This window comes from Agrobacterium fabrum str. C58, from assembly GCF_000092025.1.
Lineage (GTDB): Bacteria > Pseudomonadota > Alphaproteobacteria > Rhizobiales > Rhizobiaceae > Agrobacterium > Agrobacterium fabrum.
In genome coordinates this window covers 1580992-1599806 of sequence record NC_003062.2, presented here as the reverse complement: position 1 = coordinate 1599806, position 18815 = coordinate 1580992, and the positions used below count along the sequence as shown (strand labels likewise).

The following is an 18815-nucleotide window of genomic DNA, read 5'->3' as shown; positions in this document are numbered from 1 at the left end:
TGAAAGCGCTGCAATGCGGCAGAGGCAGATATTTCCCACGACCTTAAGCGATTTCGACCTCGTCAGGGTGATGGCGTGAAAAACGGCGCGGCGTGTCATTTTTACTACGGCTTGAAATGCCTTGAAGACCGGGCTTTCCGTGATGCGAAAAGGCAGTGGCGGGCCACGGCAAAGTGAATGAAATAAATGGAAATTTAACCATTCTCGCCAATTCTGGAAATTACGTTTTTATGGCTTTGGCTGTATCATGAGGTTCATTTCGGCACGGTTGTGGGCTTTAGGCGTTTTCTTTTCAACGGGCCGTCTATCGGCTAGACAGGCATGAAACTGATGCCCGCCGTTTTCGGGCGGTGCTGGGTGCTACGAGGATCAAATTGCAAGTCACATCTGGAAAATCATCGGCAGCACTGGTGCTGGCTCTCGGTCTTTCCGTTTCCACCGCTCTTCCCGGCAGCGCCGGCGCGGTGACGCTGATGGACCTCCTGCGCGGCGGCCCGGGCAAGATCGCGCGTGATCGCGGTGAACTGCCGCCGGCCGGCATCGTTACCTCGCCATCCGGCTCCGGATCAAGCGCCGGACAAAGTGCGGATGCCTCCGATCCCGAGCCTCTGCCGCGCGTTTCCGGCCCGCGTTATTACGATTACAAGGCGGATGCGGCTCGTGTGGTAAACACGGCGAATTTCGGCGAAGGCCTTGCCAACCTGAAGTTCAGCGCCACGCCTGAGATCGGCAAGGCACTGGAGGCCTATTACGGCGCGGGCGGCAAGACGCTGTGGGTTTCCGGCGGCGAACTGACCGAGCGCGCCAACGCCGTCCTCGCTTTCTTCGAGACGGTTGGCGAGAGCGGCCTCGATCCGGCCGATTACAGCATTTCCGCACCGGCAAGGGATGTGACCGCGAGCATCAGCAACAATGCTGCCGGCACGACTGCGACCGGCACGCCGGTCGAAACGGCCTCCGTATCGACCTCGGATTCTTATCAGCGGGCCCAGATGCAGTTCGAACTGGCGCTGTCGGCCAAGGTTCTGGCCTATGTGCAGGATACAACGCGTGGCCGCGTCGATCCGAACCGGTTGTCTGGCTACCATGATTTCAAGCGCAAGACCGTCAACCTTGCGCCGGTGCTGAAGCTTGCAGGCCTCAGCCCCGACGTCGCCGCCTATCTGCGCAGTCGCGAACCGTCGAGCGCCGAATACCTGGCGTTGAAGGCGGAACTTGCCCGCCTGCGCGGCGAGGGCGATACGGCTCACACTGTTCGCGTTCCGGCTGATCTGGTGCTGAAGCCCGGCAATAGCAGCGCCGATATGGCCAGTGTCGTCAAGGCGATCGAGCATCGCGCTTCGCCGGCCTTCAAGGCCGAACACGCGGCGATCATGTCCGCTTACCAGCAGACGCCGGATTATACGCCTGATCTCGTCGATTTGGTGAAGGCGTTCCAGAGCGAAAACGGCCTGAAGCCGGATGGCGTGATCGGCCGTGCGACCGTGCGCGCCATGGTCGGCGAAAGCAACGATGCCAAGATTGCCAAGGTGCAGGTGGCCATGGAGCAGGTCCGCTGGCTGCCGGCAGATCTCGGCCAGCGTTACGTCTTCATCAACCAGCCCGCTTTCATGGCCTATTATCACAATGACGGCGTGGAACAGTTCGGCATGAAGGTGGTTGTCGGTTCCAAGGCGAACCAGACCTATTTCTTCCAGGACGAAATCCAGACCGTCGAGTTCAATCCCTATTGGGGCGTGCCGCAGTCGATCATCGTCAACGAGATGCTGCCGAAGCTGCGCCGCGACCCGTCCTACCTCGACCGGTTGGGTTACGAAGTACAGGTTGGCGGCCGTGCGGTCTCATCCAGCAGCGTCAATTGGTACGGCTCAACCAACGCCGTTTCCGTGCGTCAGCCGCCGAGCAGCGACAATGCGCTGGGCGACCTGAAGATCCTGTTCCCTAACGCGCATGCGATCTACATGCATGACACGCCGGCCAAGAGCTTCTTCAACCGCGACATGCGGGCGTTGAGCCACGGCTGTATCCGTCTGGTCGATCCGCGCCGCATGGCTGCTGCCGTTCTTGGCTCCAGCGTCGACAAGGTCAATGAGCAGATTGCAGCGGGTAAGAACCGCGCAGTGCAGGTGCCGGAGAAGGTTCCGGTCTATGTCGCTTATTTCACGGCTTGGCCGGACAAGGACGGTAAGGTGCAGTTCTTCGACGACGTCTATGACCGCGACAGCTATGTGCAGAAGGCATTCGCCGTGACGACAAAAGCGCGGGCCGCGTCGATCTGATTGGAGTACAATCGAGAGAGAAAGCGCACGAAACGGCGCTGAATTCCCTCTTCCGTCATGCTCGGGCTTGTCCCGAGCATCTGCAACGTCTCAATTCTATTGGATGTGATTAGATCCTCGGCGCAAGGCCGAGGATGACGTCGAGAGTGAGGAAATGTCATCCTCATTCGCCCCATTCCTGCTTTTATGTCGTCCAGCCTCTCAGGCTGCCGCTGCACCCTTGGAAACCAGCTTCTCAAAGAGCGCCGGCGTTAGAGCGGCGAAATCATCAATCACGACATCCGGCTCAAGTTCTACCATCGGCACATCCGTATAACCGAAGGTCACGCCGATTGATGGTACTGCTGCATTCCTGGCGGCGAGAATGTCGTTGATGCTGTCGCCGACCATTATGGAGCGCTGCACGTCGCCCCCGGCCTTTTCGATGGTGCCGAGAATATGGCGGGCATCGGGCTTGCGGAAGGCGAAGGTGTCGCCGCAGGTAATCGCCGCGAAATAACGCGTCAGGCCGAGTTTTTCGAGCAGCGGCACAGCGAGGATTTCGGTCTTGTTGGTGCAGACAGCAAGCGTGATGCCGGCTTGCGAGAGCGCATCCAGCGTCTCGATGATGCCCGGATAGGGGCGGCTTTCGCCGGGCATTTCAGCGCGGTAATGGGTGATGAAGCGTTCGTAAAGGGGATCGATATCGGCTTCCGGCAATTCCGTCTCGCGCAACGCGAAGGCGCGCTTGATCATCACCCGCGCGCCTTGGCCAACGAGGTGGGTCAGATCGTCATAGGTGACGGGGGCAAGCCCGGCTGCGGCGATGGTGTGGTTGAGGCTGGAGACCAGATCGGCGGCGGTATCGACGAGCGTGCCGTCAAGATCGAAAATAGCGAGCGGGGAGAGCGGGCGGGATGTCACGGGAACGGGCCTCTTGGGGAATGCGGGTGCTGAACGATCTGCGCTTTCATTGACGCCAAGCCTAGGCAAACGGGCCTGTCTTTGCAACCGCGTCACAACGTTCTGTTTGTTGCCTTGAAAAAGGCTTTCGTTTGGCTTTCGACCCGTGTAAACAGCACGGCGACGACAAAGCTACCGGAGTTTCAGGCACATGGATGCCCGCCAGATGAAGATCAAGGCCGCCGAGGCCGCATTGTCCCATGTGCAGGACGGCATGCGGCTGGGTATCGGCACCGGTTCGACGGCCGAGGAATTCGTCCGTCTTCTGGCGGAGAAGGTTGCGGCCGGCCTGAAGGTCGAGGGCGTTCCCACATCCGAGCGTACCGCACGTCTGTGCGTCGAGCTTGGCGTGCCGCTGAAATCCCTCGATGAATTGCCGGAACTGGATCTGACCATCGACGGCGCCGACGAAGTTGATCATGTACTACGTCTCGTCAAGGGCGGCGGCGGCGCGCTGCTGCGCGAAAAGATCGTGGCGGCAGCATCCGGCCGCATGATCGTCATCGCCGACCAGAGCAAGGTCGTCGAGACGCTGGGCGCCTTTCCGCTTCCCATCGAGATCAATCCCTTCGGCCAGGTGGCGACACGCATCGCCATTGAAAAACTGGCGGCTCGGTCGGGTCTTTCGGGCGAACTGACGATGCGTTCTTCCGGCGACGGCGCCTTCATGACGGATGGCGGACACCTGATCCTCGACGCATCTTTTGGCCGTATTCCTGATGCAGAAGCACTGGCACGCGAGCTGAACACTATCCCCGGTGTTGTTGAGCACGGACTTTTCATAAATTTGGCATCGCTTGCCATCATCGCGGGCCCTGAAGGCGCCCGCATGATGCAGGCAGTATAACAGGAGCGAGATTTTCATGATCAAACTAGCGGGACTGGGCAAAGCTGCCGCTGCTTCGATCCTCATTTCCGGCATCGTGTTCGGTACTGCCGCACGCGCGCAGGAAATTTCCGAAGCGCACATCGCTGCCGCACGCAAGGCAATCGCCTCTCTTGGCGTTACCGACCGTTTCGACGACATTCTGCCGGGTCTGGCCGAGCGCCTGAAGGGCGAACTCATTCAGGCCTCGCCGAATGTGCAGGACGCCATCACCACGACGGTTGATGCCAAGGCGCTTGAGCTTGCACCGCGCCGCGCCGATCTGGAACGCGAAGCGGCACTCACCTATGCGCGCGCCTTCAGCGTTGACGAGCTGAATGCCATTTCCGCATTCTACAGCAGCGAAGCTGGCAAGAAGCTCCTCAAGGATGGCCCGATCGCCACGCGCGAACTGATGAAGGCTGCCGACATCTGGGCCGCCGGCATCAACCGCGATCTCAACACCGCCAGCATGACTGAACTGCAGAAGGTTGCCGGCGCCGATCTGAAGCCGCTTCCGGCTGATCATAACGCTACCGGCGGCGCGCCCGCAGCCAAGCCGTAAGGCGACCTTCAAAGGTTCAGAAATATTCAAAGCCCGGTCGCAAGACCGGGCTTTTCATTTGTGCGTCGCAGCACCTATATGTGGCGTGAACAGACCGCTGGCCCATATCGGGGTCATGGCGGTTTTGAGCAGGGGTTTTGACTATGACAGCTTATGACTACGATCTCTTCGTCATCGGTGGTGGTTCCGGCGGCGTGCGCAGCGGCCGCGTGGCGGCCTCGCTGGGCAAGCGCGTGGGAATAGCTGAAGAATACCGTTATGGCGGTACCTGCGTCATTCGCGGCTGCGTGCCGAAGAAGCTGTTCGTTTATGCCTCGCAATTCCCTGAATATTTCGAGGATGCCGAAGGTTTCGGCTGGAGCGTCGGCGAGCGCCGTTTCGACTGGAAGAAGCTGATCGCGGCGAAGGACAAGGAAATCACCCGGCTCGAAGGCCTCTATCGCAAGGGGCTGGAGAACGCCAAGGCCGACATCTTCGACAGCCGTGCGGAACTGGTCGATGCCCATACCGTGAAGCTCACAAAAACCGGTGAGACCTACACGGCAGAGCGTATCGTGATTGCCGTTGGCGGTACGCCGAACGAGCACAAGGCGCTGCCCGGTCATGAACTGACGATCTCCTCCAACGAAGCCTTCGATCTAGAAGAACCGCCGAAATCGATCCTGATTGCCGGCGGCGGTTATATCGCTGTCGAATTCGCCAATATCTTCCACGGGCTCGGCGTGGAAACGACGCTGATCTATCGCGGCAAGGAAATCCTGTCGCGTTTCGATCACGACATGCGCAAGGGCCTGCATGAGGCGATGGAGGCCAAGGGCATCCGCATCATTCTCGAAGATATTATCGAGGAAGTCAGCAAGGATGGCGCCGGCGGCTTCGTGGCACGCACCAAACAGGGCAGCTCGCTGCATGTCGGCCTGGTGATGCTGGCGCTCGGTCGCGACCCGAACACCAAGGGACTCGGTCTCGAAAATGCCGGTGTGAAGGTGGATGCGCGCGGCGCGATCATCGTCGACGACTATTCGCGCACGAACGTGCCCAGCATCTTCGCGCTGGGTGACGTCACCGACCGGGTACAGCTGACGCCGGTAGCGATCCACGAGGCTATGTGCTTCATCGAGACCGAATACAAGAACAATCCGACCAAGCCGGATCACGAGCTGATTGCGACGGCGGTGTTCTCGCAGCCGGAAATCGGAACCGTTGGTCTTTCGGAAGAGGAAGCCGGCAAGAAATATCGGGAACTGGAAGTCTATCGCGCCCAGTTCCGGCCGATGAAGGCGACGCTTTCCGGCCGACAGGAAAAGACGATCATGAAGCTGATCGTCAATGCGAGCGACCGCAGGGTTGTCGGTGTGCATATTCTTGGCCACGAGGCGGGTGAAATGGCGCAGCTTCTCGGCATCACGCTGAAGGCGGGCTGCACCAAGGATGATTTCGACCGCACCATGGCGGTTCATCCCACAGCCGCCGAAGAACTGGTGACGATGTATGCGCCGAGCTACCGCGTGGTGAATGGCGAGCGCGTGTAACGCCAATACAGGCGTGATGTGATCGCTGTCCAAATTCGCCCGCCGCCCTTCGAAAACGGATGTTTTTTGGATGGCGGCGGGTGCGTTAAATCGTTTGAATTGACTTTTGTACGTCTGGAGCGCCCAAAACGGGCAGAATGAGCCTGTTAGCCCCGACATCGGCTATGCAAAGCCGATGCTTGGAGCTATAAGCCGCTCAATTTTTCGAGGCGGTCGCGCGGCAGTCGCGCGGGCGAAAAAAGGGTAAGAACATGGCACAGAATTGGACCCCCGGCAGCTGGCGGCAGAAACCGATCCAGCAGGTTCCCGAATATCCTGATGCGGCCGCACTTGCGGCTACCGAAGCCACGCTTGCGACCTATCCGCCGCTGGTTTTTGCCGGTGAAGCCCGTCGCCTCAAAAAACAGCTCGCCAATGTGGCGGAAGGCAACGCCTTCCTGCTGCAGGGTGGCGACTGCGCCGAAAGCTTCCTCGAGCATGGCGCCGACAATATCCGCGACTTCTTCCGCGCTTTCCTGCAGATGGCCGTGGTGCTGACCTATGGCGCACAGCTGCCGGTGGTTAAGGTCGGTCGCATTGCCGGCCAGTTCGCCAAGCCGCGCTCTTCCAACGTGGAAGTGCTCGATGGCGTGACGCTGCCGTCCTACCGCGGTGACATCATCAACGGTATCGAATTCAACGAGGCCTCGCGCATTCCGAGCCCGGAGCGCCAGCTCGACGCCTATCGCCAGTCGGCCGCGACGCTTAACCTGCTGCGCGCTTTCGCGATGGGCGGTTACGCCAACCTTGAAAACGTCCACCAGTGGATGCTCGGTTTCATCAAGGACAGCCCGCAGGCGGACCGCTACCGCAAGCTGGCCGACCGCATTTCCGAAACCATGAACTTCATGCAGGCGATCGGCATCAGCGCGGAAAACAATCCGAGCCTGCGCGAGACCGATTTCTTCACCAGCCATGAAGCGTTGCTGCTTGGTTACGAAGAAGCGCTGACCCGTATCGATTCCACCTCGGGCGACTGGTACGCGACGTCGGGTCACATGATCTGGATCGGTGACCGCACGCGTCAGCTCGACCATGCGCATGTGGAATATTTCCGCGGCATCAAGAATCCGATCGGCCTGAAGTGCGGTCCGTCGCTGACGCCTGACAATCTGATCGAGCTGATCGATGCACTGAACCCGGCAAACGAAGCCGGGCGCCTGACGCTGATCTGCCGTTTCGGCCATGACAAGGTGGCGGACAGCCTGCCGAAGCTCATCCGTGCGGTGGAGAAAGAAGGCCGTAAGGTTGTCTGGTCCTGCGATCCGATGCATGGCAATACGATCACGCTCAACCACTACAAGACGCGTCCGTTCGAGCGCATCCTGTCGGAAGTCGAAAGCTTCTTCCAGATCCATCGCGCCGAAGGCACGCATCCGGGCGGCATCCACATCGAGATGACCGGCAAGGACGTGACGGAATGCACGGGTGGCGCGCGCGCCGTGACGGCGGATTCGCTGTCCGACCGTTACCACACCCATTGCGATCCGCGCCTCAACGCCGATCAGGCGCTGGAACTGGCGTTCCTGCTGTCCGAGCGTATGAAGAGCGGTCGCGACGAAAAGCGTCTGGCAATCGCCAACGCCTGATATCAGGGCTGATCAAATGAAAAGCCGCCGGGATCTCTCCCGGCGGCTTTTTTATGGGCGGTGACGGGATTATTGCACCAGTGCCGGCTGCTGGCAGCGAACGTCGGTGACCCGCACATCGGCTTCGCCGATCTTGACGCCGAGAACCAGAAGCACGTTGTAGAGCAGCTGATCGACGGGCGCGGTGACCACCGCAAGCGTGTTGGCAAGCGCTGCCTGGATGCCCGCCAAACCTCCCAGATCAATGTTGAGGAAGAGGAGCCGGATATCCAGATTAAGGTTCTTCAGCAGTGAGCTGACAAGGGTGGTGACGGTGTCTTTGGTCGAGACGCTCTTGATCTTGGCTTGCGTAATATCCGACTGGGTGAAGGTCAGTTTGGTCTTCGTCATGTTGGTGGCGTTGATGAGGGCGCTGCCATTGATGGCAAGCAGCGCCGAGTCCACGATGGCTGCCTTGGTCACGCGCGGATCCTTGCCGAAATTGGCAAAGGCCGAGGTGTCGACATTGCCGAGTGCGATTTCGGCAACGCCGGGAACGACTTCCACATCCACCGTGCCCTGTCCGCCGCCCGTGCAGCGAATATCGGCAAGCCGCGCTTCGGCATGGGCGACTTCCACATAAAGCGGAAGATTGACCTTGAGGCCGGCAATGGCCTGCAGCCCGTCGACCACGACATTGACCGCCAGCCGGGTCTGCGCGGTCCGCACGATGGTGCCCTGGCCGCCGACGGCGAGCGACGGTGTTTCGACGGGCGGTTCACCGATGGCAAGCGTTGCCTTGACCGAGGCGAGGCCGAGGAGATTGGCGTTGAGATTAAGCGCCAGCTGGTTGCCGCCATTGCCCGCCACGGCAGCGGCATTGATGAGATCGAAGACGCCGGCTGTCACCTTGAGGTTTTCACCCGTACCGATCAGCTTGTCGGAGAAGGGACCGAGATTGAGGATTTCCTCGAGCTTGATCTTGACGTTGCTTTTGTTGGCTGTTTTTTGCAGTGTATTCAAAATGTTGACCACGGCCGGCTGCAAGCCGGTGGTTTTGGTCAGCACGTCGAGGAATTTGCCGTAGCTGATTTCCGTCTGCAACACATCCTTGTAGGTGCCGGCGGTGAGGTTGAGATCGATGGCCAGCGCCTCCACGATCTTCAGCGCATTGACGTCGGCGGCGAGAAGCGCCTGATAATCCATGAGTTTCAACGACACCGTGGTGCCGAGAAGGCCGCCGAGCAGGCTGTTGAGAATTCCCTCATCGAGGCTCGCCAGCCGCGATCCCACCGAAAATGCGGCGATCTTCTGGGATGAGGCCGTTCCGACTGCCGAGACCTTGGGCGGCTTGGTGAAGGCGGAGGCAAAGAATATCTGCCCCTGTTCGACGATGTTCACCTTGATGGCATTGGTGGGCAAGGCATTGTCGACGAAACGCTTGCCGACAGGAACGGTCGCATCCGGCTCATAGTGACCCTTGATGACTTCGGCATAACCCTTGCTGCTGGCAAATTCATTCAAGGGATCGAAGGGTTGCAGCCCCTTGGCGGTCAAAAGACCCTGGTCCGTCTTGACGCCGAGATCCATGCCGTTGAGGGCGAAATATTGCTGGACTGCCTTTTCGGCATCTGTGGCATTGGCTGCCGCCGAGATGGCCGCGAGATCTGCGGTCTGCTGCAATTGCCGTTTCTGCAATGTCAGGTAACCGTAGTCGACGCCCAGCGCCAATATGCCGATGAAGAGCGGCGCGGTGAGCCCGGCCGAAATGGCGATGTTGCCCGTTTTATCCTTGAGGAAGCGGGGAAGCAGGGAAGGAATGGTCCGCATGTCATGCTCCTCCGATCCGGATGGTGGAAAAACGCCGGATGACCGGCTCGGGCAGGGTATAGCTATAGAGGCTCCAGATCGGCAGGTTGCGGGCGTCGTATTCGACTTTGACCGTAAACTGGTTGGCATTGGCGGGATCGGTGGCGACATTGACGGTGAAGCGCGTCTTGTCCATGAAGGCGTAGCTGAGGTCGCTTTTGGTGACGAAATCCCGGGCAAGCTGCTGACGTTCGGTCGTGTTCAGCCCGGCAACCGCCGTTCTTGCCGCGTCGGCGGCGATCTGCTGCACCGAATAGGCCGCCATCAGATAGATACCGTAGGCGATCATGGTCAGCAGGACGAGAAAGAAAATCGGTGCGATGATGGCGAACTCGACAGCTGACGAGCCGGACCGATCGCGAAAGAAACGCACTCCATTAAACATAAAGCACCCCCGTTCCTTCAGGCATCAAGGTTCGATGCCTTGATTTATTATTTTCGGAAATGCTAATTTATAGGTGTTAATTTTTTGTTGATGCCGCTCTTATGGGTTGCAGCCGTTCTTAAACATTCGCGTCTGCTTCAGATCAGCCGAAGGCCCTTGAAGCTGGCGTGGCCGTCCTTGCCGATGATGATATGGTCGTGGACGGTGATGCCGAGCGGCTTTGCCGTATCGATGATGGTTTTGGTCATCTCGATATCTGCACGCGAAGGGGTCGGGTCCCCACTCGGATGATTATGTATTAAAATCAAGGCTGTAGACGATAATTCAAGCGCCCGGCGCACGATTTCGCGGGGGTAGACCGGGGTATGGTCGACGGTTCCCTGACCCTGCACCTCGTCGGCGATCAGGACGTTGCGTTTGTCGAGGAAGAGGATGCGGAACTGCTCGCGCGTCTCATGGGCCATGGCGGCATGGCAATAGTCGATCACCGACGACCAGGAGCCGAGAACCTGCTTATTGCGAATTTCGCTTTTCAGCATGCGCTGGGAAACGGAGGCGACGAGCTTTAGATCAAGCGCCACGGCTTCGCCGACCCCCTTCACTTCTTGCAACAGCGGCAAAGGGGCGCCGAGCACGCTGCCGAGCGTTCCGAAACGGGCGATGAGCGCCTTGGCAATCGGTTTGGTGTCGCGTCGCGGGATCAGCCGAAACAGCAGAAGTTCCAGCAATTCATAATCGGCAAGTGCTGCATCACCACCATCGCGATAACGTGTCCGCAGCCGGTCGCGGTGGCCGTGATAGTGAGCGGCATCCGCTTCTTGTTCTGTGGCAGTCACGGCCCGCGCGGCCTTCTTTGGCGCGCTTCGCGGTTCGGCGAAAAAGCCGCGCTCATCCGCCCCGTTGAACAGATCGCCTTCGCCAGCCTCAAAGCCTGACGTCGGGGAAAGATCGGCGGAAGGCAGGGCAGGGCGTTTTGCCATAGGCGGTCTGGCCTTATGCGAGCGGCGGCAAGCCCGGGCGATCGAAGCCGCCGGGCGACAACGTGAAGATTTCACAGCCGGTGGCGGTGACGCCGACGGCATGTTCATATTGCGCAGAGAGGGAGCGGTCGCGGGTCACCGCCGTCCAGCCATCGGAGAGCACCTTCACATGCGGCTTGCCTAGATTGATCATCGGCTCGATGGTGAAGATCATGCCCTCGCGGATTTCCGGGCCTTCATTCGGCTGGCCGTAATGCAGGATATTGGGCGTGTCGTGGAACAGACGCCCGACGCCGTGGCCGCAGAAATCACGCACCACGGAGCAGCGTTCCGCTTCCGCATAGGCCTGGATCGCCGCGCCGATCGCGCCGGTGCGTGTGCCGGGCTTCACCGCCGCGATACCGCGCATCAGGCATTCATAGGTCACTTCCATCAGCCGCTCGGCGGCGCGCTTGATCTGGCCGACAGGATACATGCGGCTCGAATCGCCATGCCAACCGTCAAGCACATAGGTGACGTCGATATTGACGATATCGCCATCACGCAGCGGCTTTTCATCCGGAATGCCGTGGCAGACGACGTGGTTGATCGAGGTGCAGACGGATTTCGTGTAACCGCGATAATTCAGCGTGGCCGGCAGCGCGCCGTGGTCGGCACCGAATTCGAAGACGAAACGGTCGATGGCGTCGGTCGTCACACCCGGCTTGACGATCGCCGCCAGCTCATCGAGGCACCGCGCCGTCAACTGGCACGCCTTGCGCATGCCATCGAAATCCTCAGGGGTATAGAGGCGGATGACGCCCGTGTTCTTGAGGGGGGCGGAGGCTGCGTCGATATAGGTGACCATCATAGTGCTTTCTGTGTCTTTACGTCCCTGTTCATAAAACAGCCGGACGCCATTCGTCCATCTTAACCGTTCCGCTGACCGAAATTTGTGTCGGCGAGACCGCGCATTTCACCGCATAGGCCTCCACCCCGCGTGCCATCGCCCGCTGAAAGGCCAGTGCATAGATGGGGTCGAGATCGGCGCAGATGCGCATCCGCTCGCAATCGTCGCGCTGGATGAGATAGAGCATCACTGAGCGGTAACCAGCTTCCGCTGCGTCACCCAGTTCCTCCAGATGTTTGGCGCCACGTTTGGTGGCTGTATCAGGAAATTCGGCAAGACCCTTCTCGCGCATGAAATGCACGTTCTTCACTTCCACATAGGCATCCGGCCGACCAGGTTCCGACAGCAGGAAATCGATGCGGGAATTGCGGCCGTATTTCTGTTCGCGGCGGATTGTCGAATAGCCGGCCAGTTCCGGGATGCGGCCATTCAGGATCGCTTCTTCCGCCAGCCGGTTCGGCATGCCGGTATTGATACCGACCACGGTGCCATCGGCCTCGACCATTTCAAACATGTGCCGGTACTTGCGGGTCGGGCTGTCATGCTCGGAGAGCCAGATACGGGAGCCCGGTGTCGTCAGCCCACGCATGGAGCCGGTATTGGGGCAGGAGCCGGTAATCGCGGTGCCGTCCTCCAGAACGGCATCGAACAGGAAACGCTTGTAGCGGGAAATCAGTGTGGCGGGAATGAGCGGAGGCGTGAAGAGCATGTGGCCTGAAAAATGAGAGTGGCGGATGAGATCAGGAAAGGACGTAGGTTCCCGGCGCGTCGCCGAGCACCGGGCGCTTGCCGTCTCCCGGCTTACGCGCCTTCACCTTCTCGGTGCTCTGGCTTTCGATCCAGTTCTGCCAGTGCATCCACCAGGAACCCTTATGGGCCGTGGCGGCCGCCTGCCAGGCCTCGAAGTCTCCTGATGGTGACGGGCCTGTCCAATATTGGTATTTCTCAAGCTGCGGCGGGTTGATGACACCGGCAATGTGGCCTGACGCGCCGAGCACGAATTCCACCGTTCCGCCGAACAGGGCAGCACCCGTGAAGACCGATTTCGCCGGCGCGATATGATCGTCGCGGGTGGCGAGATCGTAGACGGGTATCGTGATATCGCCGAGATTGATGCGCTTGCCGGCAACGCGCATCAGCCCGCGGGCGAGATTGTTCTCGAGGTAACAATTGCGCAGATAGAAGGAATGACTGGCGGCCGTCACCCGGGTCGAATCGGAATTCCAGTAGAGGAGATCGAAGGGGAGGGGCTCGGCGCCGCGCAGGTAATTATCGACCACATAGGGCCAGATGAGGTCGGAAGCGCGCAACATGTTGAAGACGGTGGCCATGATCGAGCCATCGAGATAACCGACCGCCTGCATGTGCTTGTCCAGCGCCGCCAGCTGGCCTTCATCGATGAAGACCTTGAGATCGCCGGCATGGATGAAATCGGTCTGGGCGGCGAGCAGCGTGGCGCTGCGGATACGCTCATTGCCCTGCTGCGCATGCAGCGCCAGCGCCGAGGATAACAGCGTGCCGCCGACGCAATAACCGATGGCGTTGATTTGCTTCTCGCCGGTGCGCTCCTCGATGGTGTCGAGGGCAAAATCGATGCCCTCATTGATATAATCGTCCCAGCCCTTGTTGGCGAGGCCGGCGTCCGGGTTGATCCAGGAGACCATGAACACGCTGTGGCCCTGCTCGAGGCACCAGCCGACGAAGGATTTCTGCGGGTTGAGATCGAGAATGTAGAATTTGTTGATCCAGGGCGGCACGATCAGCAGCGGCGGTTTGAAGACCTTTTCCGTCGTCGGCGCATAATGGATGATTTCGCAGAGCGGGCTTTTCGCCACGACCTTCCCAGGCGTGACGGCAATGTTCTGGCCGATGACGAATTTGCTGTAATCGGTCTGGCGCAGTTTCAGATGGCCATTGCCGGCCGCGACATCCTCGGCCAGCTGCGCCATACCCTTGACAAGATTGGCGCCACTGGAGGCCACCGTCTCGCGAAAAACCTGCGGGTTGGTGAAGACGAAATTGGCCGGCGAAAGCGCCTCCGTCACCTGCCGCATGTAGAACAGCGCCTTGGTGCGGGTATGCTCATCCAGCCCATCGGCTTCCGTCACCATCCGGTCGGCGAAACCGACGGTGGTCTGGTAGGCTTTCAGCAGGAAATCGAAGAACGGATTGGTCTGCCAGTCGGCATCGGCAAAACGCTTGCTTCTGCGCTGTGCAGGGCCGCTTTCGGCCACATTTTCCGGGGGCGAATCGGCGTCATTGGAAAATTGCGCCAGCGATTTCGTCCAAAGATCGTAATAGCTGGAGAGAAGATGGGTCTGCGCCTCCAGCGACCGCTTCGGTTCGGCCATCCAATATTCGGCGACATCCGACAGCGTCTTGACCAGATCGGTTACCGGATCGGCGCTTGCCTGTGGAATTTCGCCGCGTTCGCGCGGCGCCAACCATTCGGAGGCGGCCTTGCCGAGGTTTTCGAGCGCGCGGGCGACATTGATCGCGAAGGTTTCGGGGTCGCGGATCAGGTAGGCCTCGGCGGTACTGGCGTCGAAGCCGGGCGTTTTGCCACCCTTTTTCCCAGCCCCGCCGTCAACACCTGCCATGCACGATCCTCCACCAAATTTGTGTTTGCACATTCTGCATGAAAACGAATACAAGTTCCACCAGCAAGGGGAGGCTCGTAAAGCGCCGAACCGCAGTCGAATTCGATATCGGAAGATATCCTTACAGGCGGAACATGACGATGGGCAAGCAGATGGGCACATTCGGAACATATGCGGAAAATGCCGCGAGAATCGCTGTGCTTTCGCTATCCTGCGCCATGCTCGCCACCACGCTTGCGGCCTGCAAAGCCCCGGAGCCGATCGTCGCACCCGCCCATATGCGCCGCCCAACGACCGAAATCGTTGGCCCGCGCCCCGTCAGCGACAACGCAGTGAGCCAGAAGCGCGATACGGGCACCTATCCGACCTTTTCCCAGCCGCTGACGGCCGCAGGCAGCCAGATGGGCGATGACGAGGCCTCCAAGATGGAAAAAAGCCTTTCGAACCTTGGTGCGGCACGGCGCAACGGCCAGATTTCGGAAGCCGAATATAAGCGCCGGGTGGCCGAATTGCGGGCGCTCGTCGAAAACCAGAAGCCGGTTGCGACGCCTGCTGCTTCGCAGTGAGATTTGACTGCGCATTTTGAACGGTTCCCGGGACTGCTCCTTGCCGTCCTCCAATACCCAAAACGGACCCTTTGTCATGAGCAAGGGGCTGCATATGAAGCGAGCGGGTGCATCCTGTTTCTTCTCCCCGGCGGGGAGAAGAAACAAGCGGCGATGCCGAGCCTGCCATAGCGACATTAAAGGCTAAGGGTGCTGCCGTTCTCGGCAATCCTAACACCTTCTTTACCCTGCCTCTGAACCATCCGCTTACCCAAGATGTTAAGCGGATGGAGGCGGTTTGCCGCTTAGGATGCGGCCATAACAAACAGGCCGCTGAAACAGCGGGGCACGGGGTGAAATATCATGAAATGCATCGCCGCTTTGCTGGTTCTTGCCGGTTTTGCGCTCGCACCCGCTCAGGCGCGGGCGCCACACATCAATTTCGGGGCATCCGCACTTCAGGGGCGGTGAAAGGGCTAATTTCCTCAGTCGTTACCAGCGGCTTCGCTGAGAACGTCGAGATCCGGCACCGTGATATGGCGGTTGTTCTCGATGCGGATGGTGCCTTCCTTGCGCAGCTTAGTCATTTGCCGGCTAACGGTCTCGATGGTGAGGCCGAGGAAGTCAGCGATATCGGCGCGTGAAAGCGGCAGATCGAAGCATGACTTGTCGTCATTTTCCGGGTCGATATGGGTGGCGATCATATAAAGGAAGCTGGCAACCTTTTCCTGCGCCGATTTGCGCCCCAGCGTCAGCATCCAGTCGCGCGCCTCGTCCAGTTCCTTCAGGGACTGGCTGTGCAGCTTGCGTTCCATGTCAGGCACTTCGGTGACCATACGGTCGACGATACGGCGCGGAAAAAGGCAGATCTCCACATCGGTCGCAGCTTCCGCCGTCATCTTGCTTTCCGCCATAAACGGGCGGCCAAGAAAATCCGGGGCAAATTGCAGGCCGACGATCTGCTGGCGACCGTCCGACATCATTTTCGAAAGCTTCACCACGCCATTGAGGATGTTGCCATAGGAGGTGACGAGCTCCCCCTGGCCAAGCAGCTCATTGCCGGCTTCCAGTTTTTTGCGGCTGGAGTGACGGTTCAGGTCGCAGAGCTGCTGCGGCGTCAACGTGCTGCAGAGACCGCCGTGACGCGCCTCGCAGGAGCGGCATACGACGGGGTATTCCGAATTGTGGATGGTCTTCTGCAGCGTGTCCATAAGCCTTTTCCAATGCTGGCTTTTAGGGACGAAATGCGACCGTGGATATCAAATCCGGTCTCTTTAAGGGCGTGAGCCATGTAGCCGTCGTCCCCGCGTCTACTTTAGCAAGAACTTATGGCGCAATTTGATTGAAGTCAAAGTTGCAAACTGTCGCAGCCGCTACTGAAAGGAAGGAAATCGACATTTTCTTGATAAAAGGCAAATACGGTGATGAATACGGAACTTCTTCGCAAATATTCGGGTGCAGTGCCGCGTTACACCAGCTATCCGACCGCTCCGCATTTCCACGCGGGAATCGATGACACGACCTATCGCGGCTGGCTCGGCGCGCTCAACCACAGGAACCGGATATCGCTTTACCTGCACATTCCCTATTGTGACCGGCTCTGCTGGTTCTGTGCCTGTCACACCAAGCACACGCTGAAATACGAGCCGATTGCCGTTTATCTGGAAGCACTTAAGCAGGAGATTGCTGCCGTTGGCGCACTTGTTTCGCCCGATGCGGTGGTGAGTGCCGTGCATTTCGGCGGCGGCTCGCCCACCATGCTGAAGCCTGATGACATGGTCAGCCTGATGGACTGTCTGCGGCGCCATTTCACCTTCGGGCTAGACCCCGAAATCAGCGTTGAGATGGACCCGAACGATCTGGATGACAGCCGTTACGATGCGCTTGCCGCCGTCGGCATGTCGCGGGCAAGCCTCGGTGTGCAGGACTTCGATGACAAAGTGCAAAAAACCATCAACCGCATCCAGTCCTTCCAACAGACGAAATCCGTCGTTGATGCGGTGCGGGCGAGGGGCGTGCACTCGGTCAATTGCGACATTCTTTATGGCCTGCCGTTCCAGACCTGCGAGACATTGAAGAAGACGGTTGGTCAGATCGTCTCTCTCAATCCGGACCGGGTGGCGCTTTTCGGTTATGCCCATGTGCCGTGGATGAAAAAACACCAGTCGCTGATCCCCGAACACGCGCTGCCTGATATTGCTGAGCGTTACCGCCAGATGACGATGGCGGGCGAGATGCTGAAGCAGGCGGGATATCGCGCAGTCGGCATCGACCACTTTGCCAAGCCGGCGGATACCTTATGCCAGGCCGTCGAGGCCGGGGCCCTGCGGCGGAATTTCCAGGGCTATACCACCGATACGGCCGATGCGCTGATCGGGCTTGGTGCATCATCCGTTGGTCGGTTGCCGCAGGGCTATGTGCAGAACATGGTGGCAACGCGCGAATATCAGCGCATGGTGGGTGAAGGCGGTCTTGCCGCCGTGAAGGGTATAGAATTATCGCAGGACGATCATTTGCGCTCGCATGTCATCGAAAGGCTGATGTGCGATTTCTCTATCGATCTTTCGGACATGCAGCACCGTTTCGGCAAGGTGAGCCATTCCGTGAGGGATCAGGCGCAACAGTTTGCCGCAGGCGACAGGGATGGTGTGGTGCGTCTGGACGCCGATGTTTTTGCCGTGACCGAGGTCGGAAAACCCTTCGTGCGTCATATCGCGGCAATCTTCGACACCTATCTCGGCAATGGACGCGGCCGTCATTCGGTTGCTGTTTAGGCAACAGTTTTGGGGCAAATTTCAAAGTTACGTCACGAAACCATTGGCTTTTTTGTGCGACTTGCCTATGTGGTGCGTCAGAAAGAACAATTCATACGAACGACAATAAGGATTATGGGCGTGACAGCTACATTCGACAAGGTTGCCGACATTATCGCCGAAACCAGCGAAATCGACCGCGAAACCATTACGCCGGAGAGCCACACGATCGACGATCTGGGCATCGACAGCCTCGACTTTCTCGATATCGTTTTTGCCATCGACAAGGAATTCGGCATCAAGATTCCGCTCGAGCAGTGGACGCAGGAAGTCAACGAAGGCAAGGTTTCCACCGAAGAATACTTCGTGCTGAAGAACCTCTGCGCCAAGATCGACGAATTGCGCGCCGCCAAGGGCTGATCTGACAATGCCCGCATCGAGCGGGCATTTCTTTTTCCGGACCCGGCCCTGTTGGGCGGGTCGCAACCGACCAGAGACAGGCCGGACCGATGCTGCTTGAATATTTTCAGATGATCGACAAGGTCGAATCCGTGGATATGGCGACGCGCACGCTGAAGGCGCAGTCGGTCGTTCCGGACCATAGCCCGGTTTTCGAAGGCCACTTTCCCGGCATGCCGCTGGTTCCGGGTGTACTCCTGATCGAGACCATGGCGCAGGCTTCCGGCATGATGGTTCTGGCATTTTCCGATTTTGCGTCCATGCCGTTCCTGATGTCGGTCGATGGCGCCAAGATGCGCACCTTCGTGGAGCCGGGCGCCGTTCTCGACATCGAGGCGGTGCTGGAGCATGACGGTTCGGGCTTTGCCGTTACCAAGGCGAAGATCACCTCTGCCGGCAAGAAGGTCTGCGACGCGCAACTGAAACTGCGCACCATGCCGTTCAGCGAAATTCCGCTCGGTCCCATCGTCAAGAAGCGGGCCGAGGAAGTTGGCCTGATGGCGGCCATTGCCGCGGACGCGCAGAAATAAGCGCTTCCGCCCGTT

17 protein-coding genes are annotated in these 18815 nt (G+C 59.2%); 9 read left to right on the top strand and 8 right to left on the bottom strand.

Annotated elements, in window-relative coordinates; all coding sequences use genetic code 11:
* Positions 1 to 374 precede the first annotated feature (374 nt).
* Complete coding sequence (locus ATU_RS07930; protein WP_455698004.1) at positions 375 to 2279, top strand: L,D-transpeptidase family protein; 1905 nt, start codon at positions 375 to 377, stop codon at positions 2277 to 2279.
* A 201-nt stretch (positions 2280 to 2480) separates the two neighbouring features.
* On the opposite strand, the gene ATU_RS07925 is transcribed toward ATU_RS07930, so the two are convergent.
* Positions 2481 to 3182, bottom strand: a complete 702-nt coding sequence (locus ATU_RS07925) for an HAD family hydrolase (protein ID WP_010971741.1) — start codon at positions 3180 to 3182, stop codon at positions 2481 to 2483.
* Positions 3183 to 3372: 190 nt separating this feature from the next.
* Between ATU_RS07925 and rpiA the strand changes: the two genes are divergently transcribed.
* From rpiA to ATU_RS07905, 4 genes are all read left to right on the top strand, one after another.
* Positions 3373 to 4068, top strand: coding sequence for a ribose-5-phosphate isomerase RpiA (rpiA, locus tag ATU_RS07920; protein ID WP_035258577.1), 696 nt, complete (start codon positions 3373 to 3375; stop codon positions 4066 to 4068).
* A 16-nt stretch (positions 4069 to 4084) separates the two neighbouring features.
* On the top strand, positions 4085 to 4651 hold the full coding sequence (locus ATU_RS07915; protein ID WP_010972660.1) for a DUF2059 domain-containing protein: 567 nt from the start codon (positions 4085 to 4087) through the stop codon (positions 4649 to 4651).
* A gap of 143 nt (positions 4652 to 4794) precedes the next feature.
* Positions 4795 to 6183: a glutathione-disulfide reductase gene (gene gor, locus ATU_RS07910; RefSeq protein WP_010971739.1), complete on the top strand. Its 1389-nt coding sequence runs from the start codon at positions 4795 to 4797 to the stop codon at positions 6181 to 6183.
* A 251-nt stretch (positions 6184 to 6434) separates the two neighbouring features.
* Positions 6435 to 7811: a class II 3-deoxy-7-phosphoheptulonate synthase gene (locus ATU_RS07905; RefSeq protein ID WP_010971738.1), complete on the top strand. Its 1377-nt coding sequence runs from the start codon at positions 6435 to 6437 to the stop codon at positions 7809 to 7811.
* 69 nt (positions 7812 to 7880) lie between these two features.
* Here the strand turns inward: ATU_RS07905 and ATU_RS07900 are convergent, their stop codons facing one another.
* The 6 genes from ATU_RS07900 to ATU_RS07875 form a co-directional block, all read right to left on the bottom strand.
* Positions 7881 to 9620 (bottom strand): TadG family pilus assembly protein, encoded by a 1740-nt coding sequence (locus tag ATU_RS07900; protein ID WP_010971737.1) that lies wholly within the window; start codon positions 9618 to 9620, stop codon positions 7881 to 7883.
* Between the two features lies 1 nt (position 9621).
* Positions 9622 to 10044: a TadE/TadG family type IV pilus assembly protein gene (locus tag ATU_RS07895; protein ID WP_006315456.1), complete on the bottom strand. Its 423-nt coding sequence runs from the start codon at positions 10042 to 10044 to the stop codon at positions 9622 to 9624.
* 137 nt (positions 10045 to 10181) lie between these two features.
* Positions 10182 to 11024: a RadC family protein gene (radC, locus tag ATU_RS07890; protein ID WP_010971736.1), complete on the bottom strand. Its 843-nt coding sequence runs from the start codon at positions 11022 to 11024 to the stop codon at positions 10182 to 10184.
* 13 nt (positions 11025 to 11037) lie between these two features.
* Positions 11038 to 11871, bottom strand: a complete 834-nt coding sequence (map, locus tag ATU_RS07885; protein WP_169539112.1) for a type I methionyl aminopeptidase — start codon at positions 11869 to 11871, stop codon at positions 11038 to 11040.
* 31 nt (positions 11872 to 11902) lie between these two features.
* Positions 11903 to 12622: a DNA/RNA nuclease SfsA gene (gene sfsA / locus ATU_RS07880; protein ID WP_006316347.1), complete on the bottom strand. Its 720-nt coding sequence runs from the start codon at positions 12620 to 12622 to the stop codon at positions 11903 to 11905.
* Between the two features lie 31 nt (positions 12623 to 12653).
* Positions 12654 to 14513, bottom strand: coding sequence for a PHA/PHB synthase family protein (locus ATU_RS07875; protein WP_010971735.1), 1860 nt, complete (start codon positions 14511 to 14513; stop codon positions 12654 to 12656).
* Between the two features lie 140 nt (positions 14514 to 14653).
* On the opposite strand from ATU_RS07875, the gene ATU_RS07870 reads away from it, so the two are divergent.
* Positions 14654 to 15079, top strand: a complete 426-nt coding sequence (locus ATU_RS07870; RefSeq protein ID WP_162991885.1) for a hypothetical protein — start codon at positions 14654 to 14656, stop codon at positions 15077 to 15079.
* Positions 15080 to 15543: 464 nt separating this feature from the next.
* On the opposite strand, the gene fnrN is transcribed toward ATU_RS07870, so the two are convergent.
* Positions 15544 to 16269: a transcriptional regulator FnrN gene (gene fnrN, locus ATU_RS07865; RefSeq protein WP_010971734.1), complete on the bottom strand. Its 726-nt coding sequence runs from the start codon at positions 16267 to 16269 to the stop codon at positions 15544 to 15546.
* Positions 16270 to 16482: 213 nt separating this feature from the next.
* On the opposite strand from fnrN, the gene hemN reads away from it, so the two are divergent.
* The 3 genes from hemN (at position 16483) to ATU_RS07850 (ending at position 18800) form a co-directional block, all read left to right on the top strand.
* Entirely contained in the window at positions 16483 to 17832 is a 1350-nt protein-coding gene (hemN, locus tag ATU_RS07860; RefSeq protein ID WP_010971733.1) for an oxygen-independent coproporphyrinogen III oxidase, read from the top strand.
* 114 nt (positions 17833 to 17946) lie between these two features.
* Entirely contained in the window at positions 17947 to 18231 is a 285-nt protein-coding gene (locus tag ATU_RS07855) for an acyl carrier protein (RefSeq protein WP_003495848.1), read from the top strand.
* 89 nt (positions 18232 to 18320) lie between these two features.
* Positions 18321 to 18800 (top strand): 3-hydroxyacyl-ACP dehydratase FabZ family protein, encoded by a 480-nt coding sequence (locus tag ATU_RS07850; RefSeq protein WP_006316342.1) that lies wholly within the window; start codon positions 18321 to 18323, stop codon positions 18798 to 18800.
* Positions 18801 to 18815 lie beyond the last annotated feature (15 nt).

Excerpts from the sequence above, each read along its gene's own strand:
- ATU_RS07900 (WP_010971737.1), bottom strand. The coding sequence starts at position 9,620 with ATGCGGACCATTCCTTCCCTGCTTCCCCGCTTCCTCAAGGATAAAACG.
- ATU_RS07875 (WP_010971735.1), bottom strand. The coding sequence starts at position 14,513 with ATGGCAGGTGTTGACGGCGGGGCTGGGAAAAAGGGTGGCAAAACGCCC.
- hemN (WP_010971733.1), top strand. The coding sequence starts at position 16,483 with ATGAATACGGAACTTCTTCGCAAATATTCGGGTGCAGTGCCGCGTTAC.
- radC (WP_010971736.1), bottom strand. The coding sequence starts at position 11,024 with ATGGCAAAACGCCCTGCCCTGCCTTCCGCCGATCTTTCCCCGACGTCA.
- map (WP_169539112.1), bottom strand. The coding sequence starts at position 11,871 with ATGGTCACCTATATCGACGCAGCCTCCGCCCCCCTCAAGAACACGGGC.
- gor (WP_010971739.1), top strand. The coding sequence starts at position 4,795 with ATGACAGCTTATGACTACGATCTCTTCGTCATCGGTGGTGGTTCCGGC.
- ATU_RS07850 (WP_006316342.1), top strand. The coding sequence starts at position 18,321 with ATGCTGCTTGAATATTTTCAGATGATCGACAAGGTCGAATCCGTGGAT.
- ATU_RS07870 (WP_162991885.1), top strand. The coding sequence starts at position 14,654 with ATGGGCAAGCAGATGGGCACATTCGGAACATATGCGGAAAATGCCGCG.
- sfsA (WP_006316347.1), bottom strand. The coding sequence starts at position 12,622 with ATGCTCTTCACGCCTCCGCTCATTCCCGCCACACTGATTTCCCGCTAC.
- ATU_RS07855 (WP_003495848.1), top strand. The coding sequence starts at position 17,947 with ATGGGCGTGACAGCTACATTCGACAAGGTTGCCGACATTATCGCCGAA.
- ATU_RS07915 (WP_010972660.1), top strand. The coding sequence starts at position 4,085 with ATGATCAAACTAGCGGGACTGGGCAAAGCTGCCGCTGCTTCGATCCTC.
- rpiA (WP_035258577.1), top strand. The coding sequence starts at position 3,373 with ATGGATGCCCGCCAGATGAAGATCAAGGCCGCCGAGGCCGCATTGTCC.
- ATU_RS07905 (WP_010971738.1), top strand. The coding sequence starts at position 6,435 with ATGGCACAGAATTGGACCCCCGGCAGCTGGCGGCAGAAACCGATCCAG.
- ATU_RS07895 (WP_006315456.1), bottom strand. The coding sequence starts at position 10,044 with ATGTTTAATGGAGTGCGTTTCTTTCGCGATCGGTCCGGCTCGTCAGCT.
- fnrN (WP_010971734.1), bottom strand. The coding sequence starts at position 16,269 with ATGGACACGCTGCAGAAGACCATCCACAATTCGGAATACCCCGTCGTA.